General features: G+C 59.5%; 20 protein-coding genes, 2 pseudogenes and 1 riboswitch. Of the genes and pseudogenes, 7 read left to right on the forward strand and 15 right to left on the reverse strand.

What is annotated here, in order from left to right; genetic code table 11:
- Nucleotides 1-36 precede the first annotated feature (36 nt).
- A riboswitch (cobalamin riboswitch) is annotated at nt 37-238 on the reverse strand.
- Between the two features lie 560 nt (nt 239-798).
- The 6 genes from NKI20_RS23645 to NKI20_RS23670 all read right to left on the reverse strand — a co-directional run bounded on the left by NKI20_RS23645 (nt 799) and on the right by NKI20_RS23670 (nt 7,931).
- Nucleotides 799-2,493 (reverse strand): alpha,alpha-trehalose-phosphate synthase (UDP-forming), encoded by a 1,695-nt coding sequence (locus NKI20_RS23645; RefSeq protein WP_352538836.1) that lies wholly within the window; start codon nt 2,491-2,493, stop codon nt 799-801.
- Between the two features lie 877 nt (nt 2,494-3,370).
- Nucleotides 3,371-4,363 (reverse strand): adenosine kinase, encoded by a 993-nt coding sequence (locus tag NKI20_RS23650; RefSeq protein ID WP_352558854.1) that lies wholly within the window; start codon nt 4,361-4,363, stop codon nt 3,371-3,373.
- Between the two features lie 49 nt (nt 4,364-4,412).
- The gene (gene metK, locus NKI20_RS23655; protein ID WP_023812683.1) at nt 4,413-5,585 is read right to left on the reverse strand and encodes a methionine adenosyltransferase; all 1,173 of its coding nucleotides are present in this window, start codon (nt 5,583-5,585) and stop codon (nt 4,413-4,415) included.
- A 53-nt stretch (nt 5,586-5,638) separates the two neighbouring features.
- Nucleotides 5,639-6,976 carry a serine hydroxymethyltransferase gene (gene glyA / locus NKI20_RS23660; RefSeq protein ID WP_352538833.1) on the reverse strand — a complete coding sequence of 446 codons (1,338 nt, stop codon included), beginning with the start codon at nt 6,974-6,976 and terminating at the stop codon, nt 5,639-5,641.
- Between the two features lie 28 nt (nt 6,977-7,004).
- A complete protein-coding gene (locus tag NKI20_RS23665; RefSeq protein ID WP_352834858.1) occupies nt 7,005-7,361 on the reverse strand; it encodes an ArsR/SmtB family transcription factor in 357 nt (118 codons plus the stop codon).
- 237 nt (nt 7,362-7,598) lie between these two features.
- On the reverse strand, nt 7,599-7,931 hold the full coding sequence (locus NKI20_RS23670) for a recombinase family protein (RefSeq protein WP_352538832.1): 333 nt from the start codon (nt 7,929-7,931) through the stop codon (nt 7,599-7,601).
- Nucleotides 7,932-8,340: 409 nt separating this feature from the next.
- Here NKI20_RS23670 and NKI20_RS23675 point away from each other — a divergent pair, with 409 nt between their 5' ends.
- Together NKI20_RS23675 and NKI20_RS23680 are read left to right on the forward strand one after the other, a co-directional pair.
- Nucleotides 8,341-8,643, forward strand: coding sequence for a hypothetical protein (locus NKI20_RS23675; RefSeq protein ID WP_352538831.1), 303 nt, complete (start codon nt 8,341-8,343; stop codon nt 8,641-8,643).
- Nucleotides 8,640-9,116: a type II toxin-antitoxin system VapC family toxin gene (locus NKI20_RS23680; RefSeq protein WP_352538830.1), complete on the forward strand. Its 477-nt coding sequence runs from the start codon at nt 8,640-8,642 to the stop codon at nt 9,114-9,116. Before NKI20_RS23675 ends, NKI20_RS23680 begins: the two co-directional genes overlap by 4 nt.
- A 739-nt stretch (nt 9,117-9,855) precedes the next feature.
- Here NKI20_RS23680 and NKI20_RS23685 read toward each other — a convergent pair.
- On the reverse strand, nt 9,856-10,350 hold the full coding sequence (locus NKI20_RS23685) for a MaoC family dehydratase (protein ID WP_352558848.1): 495 nt from the start codon (nt 10,348-10,350) through the stop codon (nt 9,856-9,858).
- 98 nt (nt 10,351-10,448) lie between these two features.
- On the opposite strand from NKI20_RS23685, the gene NKI20_RS23690 reads away from it, so the two are divergent.
- The gene (locus NKI20_RS23690) at nt 10,449-10,610 is read left to right on the forward strand and encodes a hypothetical protein (RefSeq protein ID WP_352834863.1); all 162 of its coding nucleotides are present in this window, start codon (nt 10,449-10,451) and stop codon (nt 10,608-10,610) included.
- A 218-nt stretch (nt 10,611-10,828) separates the two neighbouring features.
- Here the strand turns inward: NKI20_RS23690 and NKI20_RS23695 are convergent, their stop codons facing one another.
- From NKI20_RS23695 to NKI20_RS23710, 4 genes and pseudogenes are all read right to left on the reverse strand, one after another.
- On the reverse strand, nt 10,829-11,221 hold the full coding sequence (locus tag NKI20_RS23695; protein ID WP_352834866.1) for a bifunctional hydroxymethylpyrimidine kinase/phosphomethylpyrimidine kinase: 393 nt from the start codon (nt 11,219-11,221) through the stop codon (nt 10,829-10,831).
- Nucleotides 11,222-11,424: 203 nt separating this feature from the next.
- Nucleotides 11,425-11,703, reverse strand: a complete 279-nt coding sequence (locus NKI20_RS23700) for a beta/alpha barrel domain-containing protein (protein ID WP_352607525.1) — start codon at nt 11,701-11,703, stop codon at nt 11,425-11,427.
- A gap of 75 nt (nt 11,704-11,778) precedes the next feature.
- A pseudogene (locus tag NKI20_RS23705) lies at nt 11,779-12,042 on the reverse strand (thiazole synthase); the annotation flags it as partial.
- Nucleotides 12,043-12,060: 18 nt separating this feature from the next.
- Nucleotides 12,061-13,218, reverse strand: coding sequence for a porin (locus tag NKI20_RS23710; RefSeq protein ID WP_352538825.1), 1,158 nt, complete (start codon nt 13,216-13,218; stop codon nt 12,061-12,063).
- Between the two features lie 1,002 nt (nt 13,219-14,220).
- Here NKI20_RS23710 and hemN point away from each other — a divergent pair.
- Nucleotides 14,221-15,582, forward strand: a complete 1,362-nt coding sequence (gene hemN, locus NKI20_RS23715; RefSeq protein WP_352834870.1) for an oxygen-independent coproporphyrinogen III oxidase — start codon at nt 14,221-14,223, stop codon at nt 15,580-15,582.
- Nucleotides 15,583-15,758: 176 nt separating this feature from the next.
- Here the strand turns inward: hemN and NKI20_RS23720 are convergent, their stop codons facing one another.
- The 4 genes from NKI20_RS23720 to NKI20_RS23735 all read right to left on the reverse strand — a co-directional run bounded on the left by NKI20_RS23720 (nt 15,759) and on the right by NKI20_RS23735 (nt 19,806).
- Nucleotides 15,759-15,950 carry a hypothetical protein gene (locus NKI20_RS23720; RefSeq protein ID WP_023727257.1) on the reverse strand — a complete coding sequence of 64 codons (192 nt, stop codon included), beginning with the start codon at nt 15,948-15,950 and terminating at the stop codon, nt 15,759-15,761.
- Between the two features lie 228 nt (nt 15,951-16,178).
- Nucleotides 16,179-17,231, reverse strand: coding sequence for an NAD(P)/FAD-dependent oxidoreductase (locus NKI20_RS23725; protein ID WP_352538823.1), 1,053 nt, complete (start codon nt 17,229-17,231; stop codon nt 16,179-16,181).
- A gap of 256 nt (nt 17,232-17,487) precedes the next feature.
- Nucleotides 17,488-19,143: an MFS transporter gene (locus tag NKI20_RS23730; protein WP_352834873.1), complete on the reverse strand. Its 1,656-nt coding sequence runs from the start codon at nt 19,141-19,143 to the stop codon at nt 17,488-17,490.
- A gap of 210 nt (nt 19,144-19,353) precedes the next feature.
- On the reverse strand, nt 19,354-19,806 hold the full coding sequence (locus tag NKI20_RS23735; protein WP_352538821.1) for a hypothetical protein: 453 nt from the start codon (nt 19,804-19,806) through the stop codon (nt 19,354-19,356).
- A 698-nt stretch (nt 19,807-20,504) separates the two neighbouring features.
- Here NKI20_RS23735 and istA point away from each other — a divergent pair.
- From istA to NKI20_RS23750, 3 genes and pseudogenes are all read left to right on the forward strand, one after another.
- Complete coding sequence (gene istA, locus NKI20_RS23740; protein WP_502898152.1) at nt 20,505-22,016, forward strand: IS21 family transposase; 1,512 nt, start codon at nt 20,505-20,507, stop codon at nt 22,014-22,016.
- A 12-nt stretch (nt 22,017-22,028) separates the two neighbouring features.
- Nucleotides 22,029-22,777, forward strand: a pseudogene (gene istB / locus NKI20_RS23745) (IS21-like element helper ATPase IstB).
- 1,547 nt (nt 22,778-24,324) lie between these two features.
- Nucleotides 24,325-24,525 (forward strand): ParB N-terminal domain-containing protein, encoded by a 201-nt coding sequence (locus NKI20_RS23750; RefSeq protein ID WP_352538820.1) that lies wholly within the window; start codon nt 24,325-24,327, stop codon nt 24,523-24,525.
- The last annotated feature ends 174 nt before the right edge of the window (nt 24,526-24,699 follow it).

A 24,699-nucleotide genomic window follows, 5' to 3' on the forward strand; every position in this document is an offset into this window, starting at 1 on the left:
CGCCGGCTTGCAGCGGCCACCGAGACACCCCGCCCGTGGACGTAATTCGCCGTGGCAGGTCTCCTGGCTCGCGGGGTCATAGCCTCTACCCGTCTTCCTGAGGGTATTCGCCTCAGTGACATGAGTGGGGTTGGCTCGCCGCTAACAGTTGCGGGGGCAGCGCCGGCATTGCACCGGCTTCCCTCTTAGCTCCGCTGCGGCAGCGCCGCACGCGAGAACCACGACACGCAGACAATCACAGCAGTCCGCTCTTTTGTCAATGACGCATAACGAAATGTTTATGTCGTTATGTGATTTCGCTTTTACGCTTGTCTAACATTGTGAAATATTCAGTCGCCCATTGGCGGCGCTGCTCCGCTGCCACCATTGTCCAACTAATGGATCCCTGTCGGGCTGCGACATCCCTCGAAGGTCGCCGATGAAGGATTTCGGACAAGACTTCAAGCGCGTGACAACGTCATTAGAATGCAGAAGATCGCATTGGTGGCGATGTTTAACGATGCGGCCGCAAGCCGTGCGTGCGTGGTAGAAGCGGTTTTCTCGGAGTGAGCGCCAAATCGCGGGAATTGGCACGCCAGTCGTCATCACGGGTGACTAGGCAATCGTGATGACTCCGCTCGGCGGCAAGAGACCACACTGACCGAGCCTGGCTCAAGGGTCTGATGCAAAGCCCGACTGTGGTCCCGATAAGCCGCTTAAGCCGCATTCAGGCGGTCAGTATAAGTATCTCTCTCTCCAAGCGCTCGGCATTGAGGGATGCGCAAATGCAGGCAAAGCTCGCGTGCTTCATATTCTGGATCATACGATCGGCAGGACCCAGTTTTTATCCAGTGCACGCGTCAGCGCGGTGTGCAATTCTGGCTCGGTCCGATACGAAGGCATTTGGGCTTCGCTGATCCAGCCCAAGCCAACATAGTGGAAGTGATCCGCAGGGACCGTAACCCGGCTGCTGTCCAGTTGCCGAACGAAGTCCGCTGACCAATGGTGGATCGTATACGCTTCAAGTTTGTCCATCATCCTCCGCCAGCGTTGGATGCGTTCTTCGCGCGGCATGCTGGCCGCTCTTGAGATCGCGGTAGCTATCTCGTCGGAGAGCCTCGGATTTACCAGCAGGGCGTCCTCGCCGAAGTCTTCGGCCGCGCCGGCAAACTTCGATAACACCAGAACGCCAGGGTCGCTCGGATCTTGTGCAGCAATGTATTCTTTCGCCACAAGATTCATGCCATCGCGCAACGGCGTCACAACGCAAACACGCGCGGCTCTGTAAAGACCCGCTATCTCAGCTTGGGTGAACGACCTGTTCTCATAGATAATCGGCATCCACTCGTCCGTGCCATGCCGGTTGTTGACTTGATTGACGAGTCTTTCGACGTCGCGCCGATATTCGCTGTACGCTTGGATGTCGCCACGTGAGGGAGTTGCGATTTGCAAGAGCGAGACACGTTGCGGCTCGACTGCCAGCAGATCGAAAGCTTTAATCCGATTGTCGATGCCCTTGGTGTAGTCGAGCCGATCGACGCCGATAACTAGCTTTGCTCCGCCAAGTTTCAACTGCGAAATGTAGGCTTTCTGCGCCTCAAGCGAATCTGCGGCACACTGTTCGAATTGCTTCGGATCGATACCTATAGGAAAATTTTGGCATTGCGTCTGGCCATGGTCCGAGAAAACGACCCCGTTCTTGCTCTCCAGCCCCAAATGAGATTGGACACAGGCGAGGAAATTGCTCACATCACGGTCGGTCTGGAAACCGAGCAGATCATACTCGAGCATACATTTCATTAGCTCGCCAGAATTGGGCACGCGCTCCATCATGTCAGACTCGGGCCATGGCGTATGCAGGAAATGGCCGATCGGCCGGTCAATGCCGAGTCTGTGCAAATCAGCGCCGAGCGGCAGGAAATGGTAGTCATGAACCCAGTAGACTGCGTTATCTCCCAATTCGGACACCGCGCGCGCCATGAAGGCATTGACGTCGCGATAACTTTTATAATCCTCTTCCGAGCCTGAGATCCGGTCCGGCAGCGAGTGGAGCGCCGGCCACAATATTGAATTTGCAAAACCTTGATAGTACCGAGAATAGTCCGCTGCCGGCCCATCGAGCCACCCGATTTGACCTTTTCCACGCTGCACGAGGGGCACCTGTTGCTTATCCCCGTCGCCCAGATGCTCGGAAAAACCTACCCAGACCGCGCCGGAACGCTCCACGACGCACTCCAGGGCCGCCGAAAGCCCGCCTGTCTTGGGCTGATCAGAATTGACAGTCGCACCGCGGTTGGAAATTGCGATAAGACTCCTATGTGGCTGCTGGGCCGCCGTGTTGAAGCGCTGGTCTGCGGCTGAGACAACAGGACGGGACGGGCCAACTTCGGCTTGTTGTTCTCGCTCCTGTGGCAAGTCTCTCAGGGGTTGTTCAAAAGCGATTAGTTCGTGAACAGCCCCAGTTTGCCATGTGAGGTTCCGGCGCGGCGAGTTGGCGTTGTTCAATGCGTCCATTTCATGCCTCCGTTGAATATTCCCCATTATGGAGCAACTGGCATTCCCAGATTGGCACACCCCCTGCTGACGAGAATCTGACGAGCGTCAGAGCAAATGGCGACCGATCGTCGCGTTTCGGCTTCGGCGCCCTCAAGAACCGGCTTATCGCGAAAATAGCTGGCGACGCGATCGAGCGGACCGTGCTTGCGGTAATTGTTGGATTGTTCGGATAAGAGATACACCCAGTAGATGCCAGCACCTGTTGAAATGAACTGAAACTATGTCGCTGCAGCCAAGGCTGCCGGGCCCCGTGATGCGATCCTGCGTCTGCCGAAGAGTTTTGACACGGAGATCGGAGAGGGCGGGATAGTCCCTTTCCGCCCGTCAGGGCCGGTTTTTGAATCCCTTCCTCGTTGCCCTCGACGATCCCAAAATCGTGGAAGCCAGACCGCGATGTGAATACCAGCCAGGCGAGCACTTCCTGACATCCGCGAATGCCGGGCTCCACATCCGGCGCCTCGTCGAGATTGACGAAGATGAAGCCCTGCTGCCAATTCCGCTGGTCCCATACCAATGGCGAACCAGTCTGCCCGCATTCGGCATCGTGGGACGTGATCGCAAGTCAAGTGCTCCGACGGACGCCGCGAGTTCTCCGTTACCTCAGGAACCTTACTGGCCTTCCCCAAGCTGAGCTTCTGGAAAATGCCGGTGGCGATCTCGATGACGGTGAATGCCGTCAAGGCATGCCCGCCTTGCACCCCCTTCCAGCGAGCTTCACGGCAGCAGCATCGGTCAGTTCTCCGAAGCGAATGGCTGTCGTTATCAGCGAGCTTTGACACAGTTCCGCCACTGCGATGATCGCGTCGGTTGGGCAGCTGGTTAGTTGCCCGCGCATCTACAGCAACCCAGCCCGTTCCGCCTCGCGGCGCAAATTCTGCCTTGGCCTTGGGCCGATCTGCTGGATCACCAGGCCGGCCGCCAGCGAGCCAAGGTCGCCGCAGGTCTTGAGGTTGCGGCCCTGCGTGTAGCCATGCAGGAAACCGGCGGCGTAGAGATCGCCGGCGCCCGTCGTGTCGACCAGCTCCTTGATGGCGGTCGCCTCGATGACCACGGTCTCGTCGCCGCGCACGATCACCGAGCCTTTTTCCGAGCGTGTGACGGCGGCGATCTTGCAGTCCTTGCGGATCTGCGCCACCGCTTCGTCGAAGGACGAGGTCTGGTAGAGCGACTTGATCTCGTCGCTGTTGGCAAAGACGATGTCGACCGTGCCCGAGCGCATCAGATCGAGGAACTCGTCGCGGTAGCGGTCAACGCAAAACGAATCCGACAGTGTCATCGAGACTTCGCGCCCGGCCTCGTGCGCGAGCTTCGCCGTCTGCCGGATCGCCTCCTTGGCGCGCGGCGGGTCCCACAGATAGCCCTCGAAATAGGTGACCTTGGCGCCAGACGCCTTGTCGGCCTCGACATCCTCCGGCCCAAGCTCGACGCAGGCGCCGAGATAGGTGTTCATCGAGCGCTCGCCGTCCGGGGTGACGAAGATCATCGAGCGCGCCGTCGGCGGCTCGCCCTCGAGCGGCCTGGTGTCGAAGGCAACGCCCTGCGCATGGATGTCGTGCGCATAGATTTCGCCCAGCGCATCGTTGGACACCTTGCCGGAGAAGGCGGCGCGGCCGCCGAAGCTGGCGACGCCGGCCGCCGTGTTGCCGGCGCTGCCACCGGAGGCCTCGATCGCCGGCCCCATGTGGCTGTAGAGCAGCTCGGCGCGCTTGGTATCGATGAGGTTCATGGCACCCTTGATGATGCCGTTGGTCACCAGAAAAGCGTCGTCGCACTGGGCGATGATGTCGACAATGGCATTGCCGATGCAAAGCACGTCATAATCCGGCATCAATGTCTCCGCTTGGGCTTTCCGCTTGCCAATTCGCTCGCCGGCGGCTTCACGGGGCGGCTAGTCCTGCCTCGCGACGCAATTCGTCCGCCCTGTCTGTCTTCTCCCAGGTGAAATCAGGCTCTTCACGGCCGAAATGGCCATAGGTGGCTGTATTGCGGTATATAGGGCGCAAGAGATCAAGCATCTTGATAATGCCTTTCGGTCTGAGATCGAACAACTCAAGAATGAGGCGCTCGATCCTGCTTTCCTCAACCCTGGCTGTCCCGAACGTGTTGACCATGACGGAAACCGGACTGGCCACGCCGATTGCGTAAGCAAGCTGCACCTCGCACACGTCCGCAAGTCCGCTGGCGACGATGTTCTTTGCGACATAGCGGGCCGCATAGGCAGCTGAGCGGTCAACCTTGGACGGGTCCTTGCCCGAGAAGGCGCCGCCGCCATGACGACCCATCCCGCCATAGGAATCGACGATGATCTTGCGTCCCGTGAGACCGCAGTCGCCGCGCGGCCCGCCGACTACGAACCGCCCCGTCGGGTTGACCAGAATTCTGATGCCTTCCGTCTCCAGGTGGGTCGGCAGGACAGGCTTTATGATTTCCTCAATGACGCCCTCGCGGACAGTCTCTTGCGAGACCTGCTCGTCATGTTGCGTCGACACGACGATGGTATCCAGGGCGACCGGGCGCAACCCCTCATAGCGCACTGAGACTTGGGATTTCATGTCAGGACGCAACCAGCCAAGCTGTGCCTTCCGGACATACGCCTGCCGTTTCGTCAAGCGATGAGCGAGCTGGATCGGCAAAGGCATCAGGGTATCGGTTTCGCGGCATGCGTAGCCGAACATGAGGCCCTGATCTCCCGCTCCCTGCTGGAGGTCTTGCCCTCTTCCCTCGTCAACGCCTTGGCTGATGTCGGGCGACTGCTCGGTGAGGGCATGGACGACGGAGCAACGCCGGCCGTCGAAGCCGACGGCCTCGTCGTCGTACCCAATGTCGAGAATCGTATCGCGCGCAACTTGGCTGTAATCCACCTGGGCATCGCTGGTAATCTCGCCAGCCAGAACGACTATCCCTGATTTTACCAACGCTTCACAGGCGACGCGCGCCTTGGGATCTGTGCGGAGGATGGCGTCGAGGATGGCATCCGAGATGTTGTCGGCCAACTTATCCGGGTGCCCCGCGCCAACCGATTCGGAAGAGAACACGAACTGCCTAGCCATGAATACCTCGCTTCGGGTGTTGGATGTGGTATGGGCATTTTGCTTGGCCCACCTTACTTGTCGGAGATGCCCGGGACCTCGAACGCAGCGCACAAGTCGGCAACGTCTCTTCGCACGCAGGCATGGAGATCTTCGTCGTCTGGCCGCTGGAGGACGGAGTCAATGAAGCCAGCAATTTGCTGCATTTCCACATCGCGCATGCCCATTGACGTCACTGCTGGTGCCCCCAGGCGAATTCCGCTTGTGACCGCCGGATCCCGCGGGTCGCCAGGCACCATATTAAAGTTTGTGATGATTCCTGCCTTTGCTAGTCGCTCGGCATAGGCCTTGCCCGATAGTGGCCGATTGCGAAGATCAAGGATCAGCATGTGATTGTCCGTCCCCCCGGTCACCAGGTCATGACCTCGCTCAAGCAGTGCATGTGCCAGAGCCTTGGCGTTCTTGACCGTCTGTTGGCCGTAGCTTCGGAAGGACGGGTTCGCGGCTTCGTGCAAGGCAACCGCTAGCGCAGCGATGGCATTCATGTGAGGCCCGCCTTGCAGGTGAGGGAAGACCGCCCGGTCTATTCGTCTGGCGAGATTGTATTTGCTCTTTGTATGATACAGGGCCTGATAGCGATCTTCGTTCCTTGACAAAATGAAGCCACCGCGGGGACCGCGGATCGACTTGTGGGACGTGCTGCTGACCACGTCGCAATGGCCCACGGGATTCGGGTGCGCTCCCGCGGCAATCAGGCCGCTGATGTGCGCAATGTCGGCTACGAGATAGGAGTTCGCTTCCAGGGCAATTTCTGCCATTGCCGCGTAGTCAAAGACACGCGGGTAAGCAGTTCCGCCGACCCAAATGAGCCGCGGCCGTTCCCGCTTGGCTGTCTCGCGCAAGCGGTCATAGTCAATCTGCTGTGTCGTTTCATCCAACCCATAGGGCACGCGTTGATAGTCAGTACCGGAAAAGTTGATGGCCCAACCATGAGTCAGATGGCCCCCTTCCGGAAGGGGCAAGCCCATGACTTTGTCACCGGGACTCAAAAGCGCACGATAGACAGCCTGGTTGGCCGGCGAGCCGGAATAAGGCTGGACGTTGGCATGCTCGCTGCCAAATAGTGATTTCAGGCGCTCAATGGCTAGATTCTCAAGCTCATCAACGATCTCGTTTCCAGCGTAGTAGCGCGCACCGGGGTACCCCTCGGCGTACTTGTTCGTGAAAATCGAGCCGTTCGCTTCCAGCACGGCCGAGGACGCAAAGTTCTCTGAGGCGATGAGCTTGAGGGTCGTCCGCTCCTGCCGCTCCTGTCTCAGAAGCAGCTCGTGAACGCGGCAATCAACCGCGGCCAAGGAAGACCGCCCGTGGGTGTCGGGCTGTGCGATCGCACCGTCTGCGGAGTTGTCCATGGTAGCTTCGCGCTCCAATTGGATTGACCTATTTCACGATCAAGCACGCGGTCCCCTTCGGCCGCGTGTCTCGTACCGCTTCGAGCCGTTGCAGGTCCTGTTTATGATAGCCGTCGCGATGGGGCAGGAGATCGACCAATAATTGAACCAGCCCGCCGTCGTTGGATTCTGCGTTGAGATGGTACGAGCGCCACGGAGGCTGTTCGTTGCAGCAGAGAAAGTCGGCTCTGGCGAGCAGCCGGACGTGTCGCGCAACCCGCTCTCGACACACGCCCAGAATCTCCGCTAGCTCGCAGACAGTTAGGTCCGCATGCGCACAAAGGCCCAGGATTCGAAGGCGGTCAGGATGCGCTGCCATGCGTAGGCGACTAACCAGTGTCATCATGGCTCAGGACCAAGTCCTGCCGAATTTCTCATTTCGCGTTCTCCACAGAAGTTGCAGATTTCGAAGGATGTCCAACGAGCGGGCAAATCTCGGTGGCCGTGACGACCGTCGATATCCTGTGTCGAACAAACAAATGTGCGCTCTTCTTGCCTTTAGCCGAAATTGGAGGCAGGTCGGCGAGTCGAAGACAAGCGGGGCCACGGTTTGGAACCACTGACCTCAGACGTTGCAATAAGCCTACCATTCACAGCGAGCCGGAGTTGCTAAGAGTCTATGAATTTCCTTGAAGGATCTGTTGCAACGTTTGCCCAGCCGGGCCTGCTCCCGGTTTGCAGCGGTCATGGTCAGGCGATCCATCGCCTCTGCGAGCACGATCAGGAATTTGCCCTGCATCGCATCGCTGATCAGCTCCTGAAGGCCGGGACGCAACAGCGACGCGCCGCAGATCGCGCGGTGGGTATTGCTGTGGACGACTGTCCAGCCTTGCTTTTTCAGCACGCAAGCAGCAGAGCCGCAACTGATCCTCGATCGAGGCGTCTCGGTGATTGTCAGTTGAGTAGCGAGCGCCAAGCGCGACCTTCATGAGGCGGCCCCTTACTCCGGACGCGGTCTCGCGTTTGGCTATCCGTTTCGGCTTGAACGAAATCCCGTGCGGCCTGTGGCGCCAGCAGCCGGACCAGATTGACGAAGCGTCGATCGGGCTTCGGCGACGCAGGCACAGCCCTTCGCGGCCGCGCCTGCGACCACACGAAGCTATTCGGCTGTTGCACGTTTCGGTCGCGCTATGATCGCGTTCCTGTCCTGACGCGAAATACTCCGTTTCGCGACAATGATGCCAATCACAGTGCTTCGACAAGATGGAAATTGTTTTTGATCAATAACGCGCCTCGCGCAGGAGCCAGTGCTGGCCGATGACGGGGCACCTTGTGCTCCGAAGAAGCCAAGGCTATATATCCGGATAGAGAACCGGAGGCACGCGATGGGCAACACTGCACAGAAGAGAGCCATCGAGAATTATCGCTCTCGCCTGGCTGAGCGCGGCATCGCGCGGTTCGAGATCCAGGCGTTCGACGCAGACCGCGATCTACTGCGAACTCTTGCCCGAAAATTAACGGAGAGCGGGCCGGATGCCCGACAGCTTCGTCGGACCATACAGCAAGCCGTGGCGGGTGAGCCACCGAAAGCGGGCAGCATTCTCGCCTCGTTGCGTCGCTCGCCTCTGGTTGGCTCCAATCTCGACCTCAGCCGGCCGCGCGAAGAGGGGCGCAAGATCGACCTGTGACGCGCTACCTTCTTGATACCAATATCATCAGCAACGTCATAAAGCCGGAGCCTTCGGGCTCGTTGCTGGCCTGGATGGGCGCGCAGAAGGACGAAGACCTCTTCATTGCTTCGCTTACTGTCGCCGAAATTCGCAGAGGCATCCTAGAGAAGCCGAAGGGGAAAAAGCGCAGCAGCCTCGAAACTTGGTTCGAGGGCTCCGAAGGCCCGCAAGCGCTGTTCGCTGGCCGCGTGCTATCGTTCGACGAGAAAGCTGGCCTCGTGTGGGCGCGGCTGATGGCCAACGGCAAAGCCAGAGGCCGTTCGCGGAGCGCCCTAGACACAATCATTGCCGCTGTAGCCGAAGCCAACGAGTGTGTCGTAGTGACCGACAATGAAAAGGACTTCGAGGACGTTCAGATCATCAACCCGCTCCGTAGCTCTGGAAGCCAAGCGGGTGATGATAGCTCCAACAGTCCGGCCGATTCAATTTGAGGATTTCAACGGCACAAAGTCCGAACGTCTCGAGTTCCGCTTTAATGCCATCCCGGTTCATCTAGTCAGCTCGATCTACCAACAGCTCGCACGCACGAGCGGCGCGGACAAGGCGCGATCGCAGGGACTGCGCGATACGCGCGTCGAGCTCGTCCATCTTACACTCGCTCTCGTCTTCGAACGCCTCTCGCCAAACGCCACTGTAGTCGATCCCGCGTGCGGCTCGGGGGCCTTCTCATCGAGGCTTTCTCGGGACTGGTCTGGCGCGTTACCAATGGCAAGTTCGCCCGCCGGGAACTCGTCGGTCTGTACTCCCAGCTCTGGGCGTCCACATCAACTGCGGAGCTCTTGGCATCGCCGTGTTCTGCCTTTAGCTGGCAGCTCTCGAGCTCGACGAGCAGCCGATCAGCGACATCCGCGACCTCAAGTTCGACCCGGTTGACTCGATAACACCCTATTGGCAGATTCAGTCGGGGAGGATCTGCCCACTCCGATCACAAGCCGATCTTTCGACGCCGTGGTCGGGAATTCTCCATGGACCTTCATGAAGAAGGAATGCAGCGCCGAAAGCCGAAGCGCTTCCGATACATCGACGCCCCTTCCGAGACGGAGCCCCGATTAGGCATTCCTGCCACTCTATCTAGCCGACCCCCGTGGCCGCGTTGCCGATCGGTGCGCACTGGTCGCCTACATCGCCCCGGCACGTGAAGATCGTCTCCGCTGACGCTCGTTGAGCAATTCAGGCCGCCTCCGGCTGGGGTTTGATCAGCGTCAGCGTCAACCAGCGCGCGGTCAGCGCCGGCTTTTTCGAGCCCTCGATCTCAATCGTCACGCCCAGCGCCGTCTGCACCCAGCCCGACGGCCTGACCTTGACGTCGGCCAGTACGAAACGGGTGCGGATGCGCGATCCGGTTTTCACCGGCGCCAGGAAGCGCAGCGATTCGAAGCCATAGTTGACACCCATCTTGCAGTTTTCGAGCGGCCGCATGGTCTCGAAAGTCATCGCCGACAAAAGCGAAAGCGACAGGAAGCCATGTGCGATGGTGCCGCCGAACGGCGTCTCGCGCTTGGCGCGCTCCGGATCGCAGTGGATGAACTGGTGGTCATCGGTGGACTCGGCGAACTGGTCGATCATCCGCTGCGAGACCACCCGCCACGGCGACACGCCGACTTCCTTGCCGACGCTGGCCAGAAGTTCGTCGAGACTGATCGGTTCCACGCTAATGTCCTCCATTTCAACCGTCCGAAGCGCGAGCGGCTTCATTCCGTGAACAGTGTCACCCCATGCTGCACCGACTGCCGGCCATCCATCGGCAGGATGGCTTCGGTGAGATGACTGCCGTCACGGCTGCACGAATAGAACGTTCCGCCGGCAATCTCATTCGGCGCACCGATGCGGCCGATCCGAACATGGCCGCAGACGGGCTGGCTTCTACCTCGGTCACGGTGCGCGTCCTGCAGGCCAGTGAAAACAGCTCGTCTTGCTACCGGTGATCATTCCGCCGGCGCCGCTATGCGGTATTGTCGCAGATTGATAAAATCAATTGTCTGGATAGGAACCATCCGTGTCTCGAATTTGGAGGAGTCCAGCAGACGGCGTGGCTTGTGGTCCTTGTTGAAGCGCGCCGACCTCATTGGCCGCTAGCTCTGAGCCGGCAAGAAGCGCCAGTTCAATGACATTGGGTGTCGACACGGCAAAGCGGCATCAGATGCTAATTTATTATGCGGAATAGCGCTTGCTTCAAGAAGCGCTCGGCCTGACGTGGAAGCAGCACTGGATCTGGATTGTCGGTATGCGCGGATATTCGCGCAGCACAGCGGCAACCGCAGCGACGATCGATCTCAGCCGTTGCGAGCATGCCGATGTTGGTGGCGGCCACTCTGTTAGGCTGAAGCGTAGCGCGCATCTGATCCGCCACCAGACCGGGTTGCGTAACTTGGATTTCCAAGGCGTCTTCATGGGTTTGCACCGTCAGCGCGCTGACAGCAAGGCAGGTGCGCACGCCAAGGCAAGCGATCGTCTCGATCTCGCGGGCAATTCCAGCCCCACCGCGGGAATCTGACCCGGCAACGACGAGCAGATGCGGTTCTCGCCCCAGCGCCATTGCTCTGTCTTTCGATCCATTCTCGCGTGCGCGCTTCTGGGGCGTCGTTCAGCGCAAAGTCGGTGACCACGGCTGCGCTTTCCGCGCCAGCCTCGAAAAACGCCTTCGAGCCGGTCAGGTTGAGGCCGCCGATGGAGACCAATGGGATCGGCGCGACCTGGTGCTTCCACTCGCTGATCCGCTCGAGCCCTTGCGACGCCCATTCATCTTCTTGAGGCTAGTTGGATAGACTGGGCCGAGCGCCACATACTCCGGCTCGGCCACTGGCGCAGTTCGGTGTGATCGTGGATCGAAAGGCCGAGCTTCAATCCGGCGTATTTCATCGTCAGCATCGGCGGCAGCCAAATCCTTTTGACCAAGATGGACGAGTCGCAGCCTTCCTCGATTGCCGTGCGCCAATAGTCGTTGACGCTCACTTGGCAACCATGGACCGCGCAGGCGTCGTTCGCGCAGCGGATTTCCGTCAGTCCTTTCTCGTCCATATCCTTTATCCGGAGCTGCACCAGACTCACGCCGAGCGGCACCAGCCGGTCAATCCCGCCGGCACGTCCACGACTTCATGAGAAGACGGCCCTGCCGATCGTCGGTGGGTAGCGCGGTTCGAGCATTCCCGAGCTGAAAGCTTCACGACCGGCATCGACCGCTTTGCCGAACGCACGCGCCATGCCGACCGGATCGGCCGCCCTCGGGACCGCCGTGTTCAGGAGCACGGCGTCAAACCTGAGCTCCATGACGGTCGCCGCGTACGACGGCCGTCCGAGCCGTGGATCCACAATCAACGGAATGTAGGGGAAATGTCCGCGCATCAACTGGACCTCGGAGCTCAACGCTTCATCGCATTAGAATGAGCGTTCGAAACGCAGGATACCGCCGACACTGCTCTTCTTGTTGGCATTGGTCCAGTTCACTTCGGAAGCTTTCACCTTTCCGACGGCGGAGCCTCCGTAGCGGTCATAGTCGAGTTCAGCCGTAACTGTGAAATCTGGAAGAAGCGCGTAGGCGACGTTCCCAGCGACACCATAGTTCTTGAGCTGATCACCCGAGAGCTGAAGGTTCAACGAAGTTGTCTCGTTGAGCTCGTAAGCGGCGCCAGCCCAGAAAGCCCAGTTCCCGCCCCAAATCTTATAGAAGCCGCGACCATGAGCGTCGATCGCGTTCATGGGGTCGTCGTTGAGCTTGCCATTGGAACCGTAGCCGAACATTCCGAACAGCAACAGTTCGTTGGTGACATTGATGTCGACACGGACCTTGGCGGCCACCGATTCGTAGTTGCTATCATAACCAGCAACGCCGGTGATCGCTCCCCAGCCATGTGTGTATTTCAAGCCGCCGACTATGTGCGGAGCGTAGTTGTCGATTGTGCCGACCACGCCTGAGCCTTCTTCGAGCGAAACCACGGCCGAAAAGCCGTTCCCGGCGTCGAAGTAGTACTGGACCACATTGGTATCCAAAGCGCCGTACGGAACCGGCGTCTGGTTGAGTACGTCACCCGCGCCGCCAATAAACATGTCGAAGGCCGACCAGTCCTTACCAACTCGGAGGCCACCAAGCTGAATCCAGGCGAAAGTCAAGATGCTGTCTCCGTTGAAGGCATAGGACCGAGAACTGTCCGAAACCGAAGTGTGGCGGTTACCGAAATTCACGCGGGTTTCGGTGTAGGTCTTCAACGTGCCGAGTTCGGTCTCCTGGCCGGTCCAAGCTTTCAGTGTGAAGCGCGTGTTGTTTTGCCATGTACCCTGATCCTCACCAGTCCTCACATCTGAGGTTCTTGCGTGGTAAAACAATCCGACATCGCCCAAGCCCACGTAGTAGCTAAGATAGCCGCCGATGCGCAGGCAGGTCTCGGTGCCTGAAATATAGACGTAGCTGGAGCCGTAGACGTCGCAGATCTTGAGGTACTCAGTGGGATCAGGCTCGGGGACGATGATCACGGCGCGAGCGTCGGAAGCGGCGATCAGTGCCGCAGTTGAGCCGAGGAGGAGGCTCCCAATGGTCATTGTTGATCTCCGTCTAAACAGTAAAAGGAATCGAGACCGATAAATGATTTTTGCTAAGCAAACGATTGATAGCGCATCAAGCTGAATTCTAGGAGTGTTGCTGCACCTGTCGTGCTAATACTCAGGACAATTTAGAATGTGACTGAGACTTGTTGTCACATATATTAAGCAGTTATCACTCCCGGACGGTCATACAACATTTTTATACAATCACCCCTTTTCACCTCCGCGGTGGGCCTTACAAAGGGTACTACTGCAAATAACGTACCATCCTGACGACCCAGCTGCGGCTTGAAGCTCAAATGTGCGGGCGGACCTTGGTTCCCGCTTCCGTTCTTTTTGCCTTGCGGATCCACCCAAGCAGGAACGGCAAATCTTTCGGCTACGGCTCGTCTGTTCGCTTCGCGACAGTTTGGCTTAATGGCGACGGCATTGTTTGCTGTGAGCCCCGCCGTTGAGGCATCATGCGGCGGCCACCGCCCGGTACGACGCCGTCACTTTGGCGAGCTGATGGTCGATAACCACGCGCCGCAGCCTTGCACCACTGAATCAGTAGGCGCTAGCCTTGGCAGTGCGGCGGACCTGACGGTCGCGTCGAGCAGGTTCTCGTCCTGAAAGCGGCGCGCCACAGCTAATGCTTCTTGCCAGCAATTCACACAACGAGCTCATCGAGATGGCAGAGATCACTATGGGGCGGCGCTAGCTGGCGAGCAAAGTCTGGTCCCAACACCGTATTGTCTCGTCGGATGCGGCATCTGCGCTCAGAAGAATCTCCCACGCGCAGATGAAGGGAAGGTACGGTGGAACAAAACGGTGCGCGTGAGGGTTGCGGCGGGAACACCACGCTGACCGAGTGCGCTCAGACCATCGCTGTCCAGCCAAGACTGAACGGCGCCCATTGCTAAAAAATTTCGAGCCCAAAGCGGAACGGACTGACATAGCGCAAAGACGCAGGCGAGCGCAGCGGTAAGGTTGGATGTTATCAGCATGGGACGGTGACCGTTGCAGACCACGAAATTTCGAGAGGCCCGGCTGCCTTGGTACACTATCTATCCGGCTGTGTCGGAGTTCTCTGGGGCGGTCGGCGCCGAGGCTTATGAGGAATGGCTCAGGAACCTGCCGGCTGATGATCCGGTGTCACTCTATCTGCACGTTCCGTTCTGCCGATCAGCCTGCTGGTATTGCGGCTTCCCAACCACCATCACCCGCCGTGATGCGCCCATCCTCAACTATCTGGCGGCGCTGCGTGACGAGATCCGTCTGGTTTCGGTGCGAGTGCCGAAGACGTTGCCCGTGAGCGACATACATTTCGGCGGCGGAACGCCGTCTCTCATCGGACCAGCCGAGTTCCTCGCTCTGATGGAGTTCCTGCGATGCCGCTTCGCCATCTCGAAAACAGCTACGGTCGCCATCGAGATCGATCCACGCACGCTCACGCCCGAGATGGCGGAAGGCTTGGGAGCGGCCGGCGTGAACCGCGCGAGCCTGGGCGTACAGAGCTTCGATCCCATTGTTCAAAAAGCGATCAACCGGATCCAGAGCGAGGCCCAGACGTCGGCTGCCGTGGAAATGCTGCGCCGGCATGGAGTAAGCCGCATCAACTTCGACCTCATCTACGGCCTGCCGCGTCAAACGGTGGAGTCGTGCGTCGAAACAGTGAGGGCGGCGGTCGCCATGCGCCCCGACCGGCTTGCCTTGTTCGGCTACTCGCACATCCCATCCCAAATAAAGAATCAGCGCCTCATCGAGGCGGAATTTCTTCCCGACAGCGCTGCCCGCGCTGAACAGTATGCGGCTGTCACCGTGACGCTGATTGCCGCCGGCTACCGACAGATCGGGCTCGACCATTTCGCCTTGCCGGACGACGAGCTCGCGCTGGCACAGGAAACAGGTCGCCTGCGACGTAACTCGTTGGGCTACTCGGCCGATACCTGCAGAACCCTGATCGGTTTCGGCGCGTCGGCTATCGGCCGCATCGGCCAAGGATACGTTCAAAACGAAGTTACACGGGATTCCTACATCCGGCACATCGCAGCTGGCCGACTGGCGACATCGAAGGGCCATCGCCTCACAGACGACGACCGCGTGCGAGCCGCAATTATCGAGCGATTAATGTGCGATTTCGAGGCTGACGTGCCGGCAATCTGTGTCGCCCACGGATCTGATCCGATCCGTCTTCGCGATTCGGCTGAGCGCTTGGCCATGCTGGCCAAGGACGGGATAGTGGACTTCGAAAACGGCTTTGTCCGCGTACGGCGGGAGCATCGCTTTGGGATTCGCGCTGTCGCTGCCGCATTCGATGTGTTTAGGGATGGCGTTACGTATATCCCGCAGCAGCTTAATGCGATGCAAAGCACAACATAGTCCGGCATCAATGTCTCCGCTTGGAACCGCCGGCCTACTTGCCACGCCGGCCGGGCGCTGGTCTGGCAAGTGGGCTTTCCGTTTGCCAATGCGTTCGTTCCCGGCCCTCACGGGGCGGCGAGTCCCTGCCGTGAGCGCCTCACCCGCGAGGCTACATGGCGGCCGTGGAGACTACCTCAGCAGCGGCGCCCGATCGGAAACCTTAGCACCTCAGCGCTTTGGCGTGGCTGCTTGAACTCTTCGACGGCAACCGCCTCAATTAGCAGGTCCAAGGCTTCGCGGCCCCTTTGACTCATCGGGTCATCCCCACAAAGGTAGTCATACGCTCGATCTAAATGCACTCGGGCGGCGGAAAAATCGCTTGTCATATCATAGAACCCTCTCTACCCGCCCGCATTGCCGTCTACGAGGTGAAGGTAGTGCAATCGTCAATATATACAGATAAATTTGAATTAAATCGGAGATGATCATGGAGGCCGAGTTCCCTGACCTGATGCCGCCATCGAGCCCGCCGACGACCACTCGCTGGCGCTCGGTCGCTTCATAAATGCCGAGCACCCCGTCCCGCGACCACCTCTGACCTCCCTCCTTCGATGCTAGACGCGTGGAAGACATGGCTGCGCCGCCGCTGCGAGAAAGGCGTGTCCCGTTGCGCGGCGGCTGCATAGTGGGCAGCCAGCGCCGGGAGCTAATCGGCAAAGCCGCGTGTGGCGATTTTGCATAGCGGGCGCAGGCGAATCGCCACGCCCGTCCAGCATGTCCGATGCCGCGTAGGCCGCCAGGATCCCTGAGCGGAGTGCATGCACGATCCCGCGTGATGACAGTGGATCGGCACAGAACAGGCAGTCGCCCGCCGCGACCCAGCGGTCACCGGCGGCGGGATCGATCGTTGCGGTTCCCGCCGCCTTGATCATGCTGGCGGTCTCGATTGCGTTGGGCGGCACGAGCGGCGCGACGGACTGCGTTGCGGCTAAAGCGCGGTACCAATGTCCGGCTTTGCGCAGTTCGCTGCCCAGATCCGGATCGGTGAGGCACGCGCAAGTCGGCGCTGTACCACCAGCCTTCGGGACGCGCCTCGACGACCATGCTGCAATCGCCCGGTGCGCGGTCGAAAAAGCGTGTGTAGGCGGCAAGATGTCCGTGCATGGTGAGCTTGGCGCCGAAACATCGGGCCAGCCTCCAACTGGACCGGTCGCCCAAACCACGGCGCGGGCAACGATAGCTTCATCGGCCAGCTTGAGCAGCCAGCCTTGATCGTCGCGCACTGCCGAACCCACGGCCGAGCCAAACCGCGTGTCCACACCTGCCGCCTTGGCCGCCTGCACCATCAGCCGGTCGAATCGCGTCCGGTCGAGCTGCCAGCCGGCACCTTGAGCGGAAAACATGCCGTGCCGCTCGCTGGGAACTTCATTGGCCCACACCGAAACAAGCGCACGATTTTCAACGAAGCCGGCCTCGGCGAACGGCGTCCAGACACCAAGCTGACGCAGCAGCCCATTCGCTACTGCCGGCAGCACCTCTCCCGGCTTTGGCCGATCATGCCTTCCTGCTTCCAGCAACAGCACGCTCCGCGCGGGTGCATCGTTGCCAACGCCAGTCCGGATGTGGTCGCCGCCGAACGTGATCGTCTCAGCGAGCTGGCGGGACAAAATGCCAACCTCAAGATAGCGTTGGCCCGGATCAGCGAGGCGGACTGAGGAAGACTTTAAATTCAAAAGGTGACACGCGGCAATAGTCGCGTGCCGCTGTAGCCCCAGGCTCCGCTTCACCGTCGGGACCGATCGGTCGCACTCTCAGCCTGGGGTTCTTCTCTGCCACCCATCATCGAATTTTGGTGGATTGTCCGTCTCCCGCACCGGTTTGAGCGCGATAGACAAGAATCGCGTTTTCTGTGCCGGCCGGGCTTCAATGACGGGGATGGCGAAAAGCTGAGTGCTCGGGCTTGCGGGCCGAGCTTGTCGGCCGCTCGATGGAAAGGGTCATTTGAGGTGGGGTCTCGGCCGCGTGCAGCTGAAAGACACGCTCGTCCAGTTCCTTGTCCCCTTCCGTCAGACGATGATTGAGGCGAAGGTAGTCCGTCCAGGTCGGCGTGCGGAACGTTTCTGTCCAATGCATAGGCTTCTGCAGGTTCCGCTGGAGCGTCCAGTTCCGAGCACCGACGCGGCTGTGTACATGGCGCCGCTGCCGCATGAGGTCGAGGAAGGCCTCGAGATTTCTCTCGGCTATCAGATATTCGATCTTGACCACGATCGGGCCGCTCCTCGGCTTCAAGTTGAGAGAGACAGCTGGGGCATCGAATTCCTCCAAGGGATCGGGCTCGGAGTCGCGGTGCTCTCGAAGAGGAAAGAGAACGCCGGCTGCAGCGACGATCAACAGGGCTCCAGCGGAGCCCTCCAGCGCCCAGGTCAACGAATGGTTTTCGGCCACCGTGCCCCACACCCAGCTGCCGAGCGCGATGCCGCCGTCTATCAAAGCATAGTAGATCGAGATGGTGCGCCCCACGACCCAGCGCGGGCTCGCCAGCTGCACGCTCACACCAACCCCGGACCAGGCGGTCACCCAGCCCGCGCCGCCCAAGGCGAGTGCAATTGCCGCAACGGCAATCGAAGATGTCAGTGCCAGGGAGAGAGAACACGCCGCACAGGCGACGCAGGAGAGCCTCATCAGCCTTTCTTGCGACAAGCTCCGTCTGAACAGGCTGTTGGAGAGGCCGGCGAAAACGGCACCGGTCCCGAAGCCAGCCATGAGCGCGCCATAGGCAAGCGGGCCTCCTCCCAGCTGGTCGCGGACAACCACCGGCAGCAGCGCGAGTATGGCGATGCTCGCCAGGCCAAAGAGGGTTCCGCGCGCGATCGCGGCCTTGATTTCCGATGACATCGCCGTGAAGCGCAGCCCGTCATAGATCGCCGTCCTCATCGACTCGCGTGGAAGAGGGGAAGAACGAACCTTCCACTTGCAGCGCCAAATAGTGGCCAAGGGTACGAAATAGGTGAGCGTGGTCACCGCGAATGCCGCCATAAGGCCAAACGAGGCAACTACAATGCCGCCGAGCGCCGGGCCCACAGTCCGGACGGTATTGAATCCAACAGAAAGCAGGGTGACGGCAGCGGGAACATCTCGTCGATCCACAATATCGCCAACCGACGCTTGCCAGGCCGGATCATTGAGAGCACCGCCGCTTGCGATCAAGAAGCTGAAGCCGAGGATCATCCACGGACTGACAAAGCCCAGCGCCAGCGATGCGGTCAGCATCGCGGAGGCAGTCACCATAAGGCACCGACCGGCGAACATGACCCGGCGCCGGCTGAAATTGTCAGCGAGAGCCCCGGCGAAGACAGACAAGACGAAGGCGGGCAGGTTCGATGAAGCCTGAACCAACGCAACCATCAGATCGGAAGTCGAGATCGTTGCCATCAGCCAGCTGATGGCGACAGTCTGCATCAACCAGCCGAGGCTTGAAACCTGCGTGGCGAGCCAGATCGAGCGAAAGGTGGGCTGCAGAAGTGGCCCAAAGGTCGTTGGTGCAGCCAAATCTTCGTTTGATCCAGCCACCCTACTCATTTTGCGAACCTTTTCTTTCCGTTATTGTCGCTTCCCATGTAATCTAGGCTGAACCGTGGCGGCTTAAGAATAGATGGCCCATTTGCCTACGACGAATGTGGCCACAGTTCCTCCTGACCAGTTGTCAGGCGGCCGGGACGCAGACATGGGCCGGCTCACTCGCCTTCAACGACATCTTGGTGAGCCGGGATTCACATGTCATTTGAGGCATCATGCTCGATCGACGCGCTGCCGAGCGATTTTTCGCGAAACGTTACCCTGTTCTTTTGTTGGAAACTCACTCATCAGCGGCGTTCGATGCTGAGTGTGGCTTCCGAAAAGTGAGGACGCTTGCAGATCTTTGACAGGATCAGTTCCCTGATAGATGCAGACGATTGCCAGGCCGCGATCGAAGACGCGCGCGCCCTGCTCCTTCAGTTCGGACAAAAGTCTGATGCGCTCACACATGCGATCGACGAGTTTCTGCTCGACCTGATGACATTGGCTTTCATCGTCGAATGTTACGGACGCGGCTTTGAACTTTTGGCGCGAACGCTTGCCCGTAGAAGGCTGGCGAAGGTCAGACTGTTGTCGGGAGGGGTCGGCCGGGCAGAACGGGTTCCAAAGCCTGATGGCTGAACCGGCGATCGAGCCGCGTTCCATTAACGACGTGGCGACCGCCAAAAAAAGGGCATCGGAAAACCGAGGCCCTTTAGGTGTAAAGTCAAAACCTTCAGAGGGGAACAGCTGATACCATGGAATGGGAGGAAACCATCGCGTGCATCAGCTGTAAGCTTAATGGCTAAAAGTTGTGCAATGCGCAAACACATTTTGTGCAATGCAGCTATGCAGTAACGCAAAGCCTCAAGTTGCAAGATCGATTTTGGAAATGTTTGCTGCTCGTACGGTGATGGGCGAGATCCTTAAGCGTATGTACGGCGGCATGATGGACGCTTGCAAGCAGCCAGACAAGATTATCGCGAAGCTAAAATAAGAGGTTCGATCCAATCGGCGATGCTCAATACCCGCGCCATTCTGGTTCAGCCGGGCGTTACATCGCCTCGCCAAGTTGAGGATGTATTGGTCGCGAGCAGCCGTGCGCCAATTTGGAACCCACGACCATATGCAACGATTGGGGACTGTCCGAAGAAGGCCGAGAACGGTTGAAAGTGCGCTAGATGGAGATATGCGGATTCCGACGTGAAGCCGGCCGCCATTCCGATCAAACACCGGCCACCATTCCGGTATGAAGCCGGCCACCGTTCCAACCAAAGACCGGCCGGTTTTCGGCACTGAAGATTACCTCCTGGGTCAGCAACTTTGGCATCAATTGCCTCGCGATGAACGAGGACATTTTGATGCCGGCAAAGAGAAGGCTGACCATGAGACAGTTGAGACAAATGCTTCGGCTTGCCGGAAGCGGGACCAGCTCCCGCGAGATTGCGGTCGTGCTGGGAATAGCACGCAGTACGGTGCAGGATAATCTGCGGCGCGCAGCGGCAATCGGGTTGAGCTGGCCCCTGCCAGGCGAGCTGACCGATGACGCGCTTGAGAACAAACTCTTCGCTCGCAATGGTGTCAAACAGGGCACGCGGCGGCGCACAGAGCCGAACTGGGCCCATCTTGCCGTCGAGCTTAAGAAGCCGGGCGTCACGCTCCTCATCTTGTGGGAGGAGTATCGAGGAAGTCATCCCGACGGATATGGCTACAGCCGGTTCTGCGAGCTCTTTCGCAGCTTCGAACAGCGGCTTTCGCCGACGATGCGCCAGGAACACGCCGCCGGCGACAAGGTCTTCGTCGACTATTCCGGCAAGAGGATCCCGATCGCTGATCGAGACACCGGCGAGATCCGTGAGGCGGAGATCTTTGTGGCGGTCTTGGGAGCGTCCAGCTTCACCTATGCCGAAGCAACCTGGACCCAGACACTGCCTGATTGGATTGGTTCACACGTCAGGATGTTTCGTTTCTTTGATGGCGTTCCCCGCCTGGTCGTCCCCGACAATCTGAAGTCGGGCGTCAGCCGCGCCAGCTTCTACGATCCCGAGATCAACCGCAGCTACGGCATGATGGCATCCCACTATGGCGTCGGCGTTCTTCCGGCACGGCCGCGACGGCCGAAGGACAAATCGAAAGTCGAGAACGGCGTGCGTTTCGCCCAGTCCTGCATTCTGGGGCGGCTGCGCAACCAGACCTTCTTCTCGCTGGCCGAGGCCAATGCCGCCATTCGCCAGGCACTCGATCGCATCAATGATCACGTCATGCGTCGGCTGGGCGTCAGTCGCCGGCAACTGTTTGAGAGCGTCGAGCGTGCTGCGCTCGCAAGCCTTCCGAGCGAAGACTACGAATTCGCCGAGTGGCGTTTGGCCCGCGTCTCGACGGACTACCATGTCGAGTTCAAGACCTTCTTTTATTCCGTACCGCACAGCCTCATTCGCCAGCAAGTCGATCTGAGAGCAACGGCACGCACCATCGAGATCTTTCACCGCGGCAAGCGCATTGCCGTCCATCAGCGCCGCTATGGCGGCCCTCGTCATGGGACGGATCCGGATCATATGCCCAGCTCCCACCGGCGATATGCCGAGTGGACGCCGGATCGGTTCCGTCGCTGGGCCGCATCCGTCGGCCCCGAGACGGAAGGCTTGGTTGTCGCAATCCTCGCCAGCCGCCCACATCCTGAACAAGGCTTTCGAACATGCCTGGGTGTTCTGCGCCTGTTTCGCGATATCACACGCGATCGCGCCGAAGCCGTGTCAGCCCGCGCTGTCGAGATCGGTGGGCTGAACTGCAAGAGCATCGCCTCGCTTATCGCCAATCACAAGGCCGCACGCCATTCCACCGAACCGACCGCCATCGTCGATCACGCCAATCTGCGTGGCCCTGATTACTTTCATTGAGGAGACACACCAATGCTGATCAATCCCACCATCGACATGCTGCGAGAGCTCGGCCTTCATGGCATGGCCACCGCCTTCCAGGAGCTCGACGCACAATCCGAAGCACGCGGCCTCGAGCACGGCGAATGGCTTGCTATGCTGCTCGAGCGCGAGGCGACCATGCGCCGCCAGAAGCGTTTCGAAGCCCGCGCCAGGGCTGCAAAGCTTCGCCATGACGCACAGATCGAGAATGCCGACTTTCGTGCCGCACGCGGTCTTGACCGTTCATGGCGCTCGCCGGCTGCGACTGGATTCGCAAGCATCACAGTCTTCTCATCACCGGGCCGGCGGGCGTCGGCAAGAGCTGGCTGGCCTGTGCGCTCGGCCACAAAGCTTGCCGAGAGGATTTCTCCGTCGCCTATCACCGCGTTCCCCGGCTGTTTGCAACACTTGCCCTCGCCAGAGGCGACGGACGTTATGGCCGCATCCTCAAGCAACTCGCCAAAACCGACCTTCTCATTCTCGATGACTGGGGACCGGAAAAACTCAATGATGACCAGCGGCGTGATGTGCTTGAGATCATTGAAGACCGCTACGAACGCCGATCGACAATCGTCACCAGTCAGCTGCCCCTGGATCACTGGTACGAGATCATTGCAAACCCAACTCTGGCCGATGCCATCCTCGACCGCCTCGTTCACAACGCCTATCGCATCGATCTCACCGGTGAAAGCATGCGAAAACAGCGCTCGCCAAGAGCGACCGAAACAGCGCAAGCTTGATCTGAAACGAAACCCAATCCAAACATCAACCAGACCCAGGATCAGTCCGAAAAATGGCCGGCTTCAAATCGGAACACCGGCCGGAATGAAATCGGAATGACTGGCCGGCTTCAAATCGGAATCGATGGCCGGCTTCGTCGGAATACGCAGAGATATTCTGAATTGGAACGGGGGCCTGGTTCATCGCCAAAGCGAGACATGGATGAAAAGCAGATCGCGCCCAACGCCTGATCCAACCATTGCAACGGAAGTCCCCTGGTCGGAAAGCCTAAACCGCATATGATGACAAGCATTTCGAGCTCTATTTGAAGCTCATGGACGCTTGCGCCGACAGTGCCAGCGAAGAGGAGATGGCGCTGGATGTACTGGGTATCGATCCGGTCAAAGAGCCAATCCGCGCCCGTAAGGCCCTTCGCAGTCACCTCAAACGGGTGCTCTGGTTTATGCATGAGGGCCATAAGGAACTGCTTCCAAGCCGGCCGCCTCAATAACTGCGGCGCCGAACAAGGTTGCCCGAGAGATCAGGTGGCGCCCTCGGGGGATGCGAGGACACTTGAAAGCCGCAATCGGGTTATCATCTCCATACTGCGTGATCTCTCGGTGTACTACGGTCCCGACTTTACGGATGTCACCCCCGTCGGCCTGGGGCACCCCTTCAAGGTGACATTCACGTCGGCCCCGGATTTGTCTGGCACCTACGAGAACGTTGCAGGGAGCGGCTCGGTAACCGGCTTTGAACGACCCGGTCAACTCGTAATGACCTACTCCGGAGCAGATGGGATGTCCCATGGAGTTGCCATTCTCCAAGACATTCAGACCCACCTTTCTTCCAACAACGTCGAGCATGATTACGTGGGAGCCGTTTTGGTCCACGCTTGCTATAAGGCGGACACCCAGCAGTGCGATGCCGCCAAATCACGCAATATAAATTCTGCAGGGCGATTTTGTCGAAAAACAGGGAACCCGACAAGGATCCTTCCCTCAAGGGTTACTCGACGAACCATGTTCGGCTTTTCAGAACGATCTGAAGCTGAAACTTAGCCCGACGGCACAGCTTTAGGCACGAAGGCGCTCACCAGGGTCGCAGCTCAAAGAGAACGGCGCCCTTCGCCGGGGGGCCGTCCGTTCCGCATCCCGCCTGACGGCGGCGCGTTGCTGATGCTCCTACGGCCGCCCTGTTGAGCCGGTCTCAGGGCCACGGTCTTTCTCCTGCACCGATCTGACTTGGTCCCGCTGGCGGGCATTTAGGTGCTTCCGTTTTGTACGCTCTTCTTTCTTGGGCCGCTTCGCGGCACGGCTGCGCCGACATGGATGTGCCTAGCGGCACCTCTCCTATGTAGCGGGAAGAGAGGCGCGCGGCCCTCTCTCCCCAGCAAGCCGCCGCGGGCGGGTTCCCCCATCTTCCTCCGCTTCGCTAGGTGCAGACCGGGGAGACCCCTCCGCCCCCGGGACTTGCCCCCCCTCGCTCCCCGCTACTCGCCGCGAGGCAGGGGTTCAGGGGACCTGAACCCATCAGGTCAATCCCTGAAATCAACACGAGCAAGTCCATGAATACCGCAGTTATCACTATCCCGCCCGCAGGTAGGGCCGAACTGGCCGCCAGCATCGAGGCCCATGGCCTCATCCATAACCTTTTGACCCGCAAGGCCCCGAAGGGAGCCAAGTTCGAAGTCGTCGCCGGAGGGCGGCGACTGGGGGCGTTGCGGTTGCTGCTGGACGAGGGCCGCACCTACAGGGCGTGGCTGTGACCAAGGATTATCCGGTCAACCGCTGGCTTGAAGACATTACGGCAGTTGCCGGCCATTATGCGTTTCTCCCTGAAGTCGACCTGCCAGATTTACTCAACGGCTTAGGCTACCGAAGCCTGGGGATGAGGATCTGGAGGGCATTGCCCAAACAGCGCGAGAGCACTGGGGAATCGG

This window comes from Mesorhizobium sp. M0830 (assembly GCF_040319965.1).
Taxonomy (GTDB): Bacteria; Pseudomonadota; Alphaproteobacteria; order Rhizobiales; family Rhizobiaceae; genus Mesorhizobium.

Coding starts and splice junctions, on each gene's coding strand:
- NKI20_RS23645 (WP_352538836.1), bottom strand. CDS start 2,493: ATGGACGCATTGAACAACGCCAACTCGCCGCGCCGGAACCTCACATGG.
- NKI20_RS23650 (WP_352558854.1), bottom strand. CDS start 4,363: ATGCCGGATTATGACGTGCTTTGCATCGGCAATGCCATTGTCGACATC.
- metK (WP_023812683.1), bottom strand. CDS start 5,585: ATGGCTAGGCAGTTCGTGTTCTCTTCCGAATCGGTTGGCGCGGGGCAC.
- glyA (WP_352538833.1), bottom strand. CDS start 6,976: ATGGACAACTCCGCAGACGGTGCGATCGCACAGCCCGACACCCACGGG.
- NKI20_RS23665 (WP_352834858.1), bottom strand. CDS start 7,361: ATGATGACACTGGTTAGTCGCCTACGCATGGCAGCGCATCCTGACCGC.
- NKI20_RS23675 (WP_352538831.1), top strand. CDS start 8,341: ATGGGCAACACTGCACAGAAGAGAGCCATCGAGAATTATCGCTCTCGC.
- NKI20_RS23685 (WP_352558848.1), bottom strand. CDS start 10,350: ATGGAGGACATTAGCGTGGAACCGATCAGTCTCGACGAACTTCTGGCC.
- NKI20_RS23690 (WP_352834863.1), top strand. CDS start 10,449: ATGACTGCCGTCACGGCTGCACGAATAGAACGTTCCGCCGGCAATCTC.
- NKI20_RS23695 (WP_352834866.1), bottom strand. CDS start 11,221: ATGGCGCTGGGGCGAGAACCGCATCTGCTCGTCGTTGCCGGGTCAGAT.
- NKI20_RS23700 (WP_352607525.1), bottom strand. CDS start 11,703: ATGGACGAGAAAGGACTGACGGAAATCCGCTGCGCGAACGACGCCTGC.
- NKI20_RS23710 (WP_352538825.1), bottom strand. CDS start 13,218: ATGACCATTGGGAGCCTCCTCCTCGGCTCAACTGCGGCACTGATCGCC.
- NKI20_RS23720 (WP_023727257.1), bottom strand. CDS start 15,950: ATGACAAGCGATTTTTCCGCCGCCCGAGTGCATTTAGATCGAGCGTAT.
- NKI20_RS23730 (WP_352834873.1), bottom strand. CDS start 19,143: ATGAGTAGGGTGGCTGGATCAAACGAAGATTTGGCTGCACCAACGACC.
- istA (WP_502898152.1), top strand. CDS start 20,505: ATGAGACAGTTGAGACAAATGCTTCGGCTTGCCGGAAGCGGGACCAGC.
- NKI20_RS23750 (WP_352538820.1), top strand. CDS start 24,325: ATGAATACCGCAGTTATCACTATCCCGCCCGCAGGTAGGGCCGAACTG.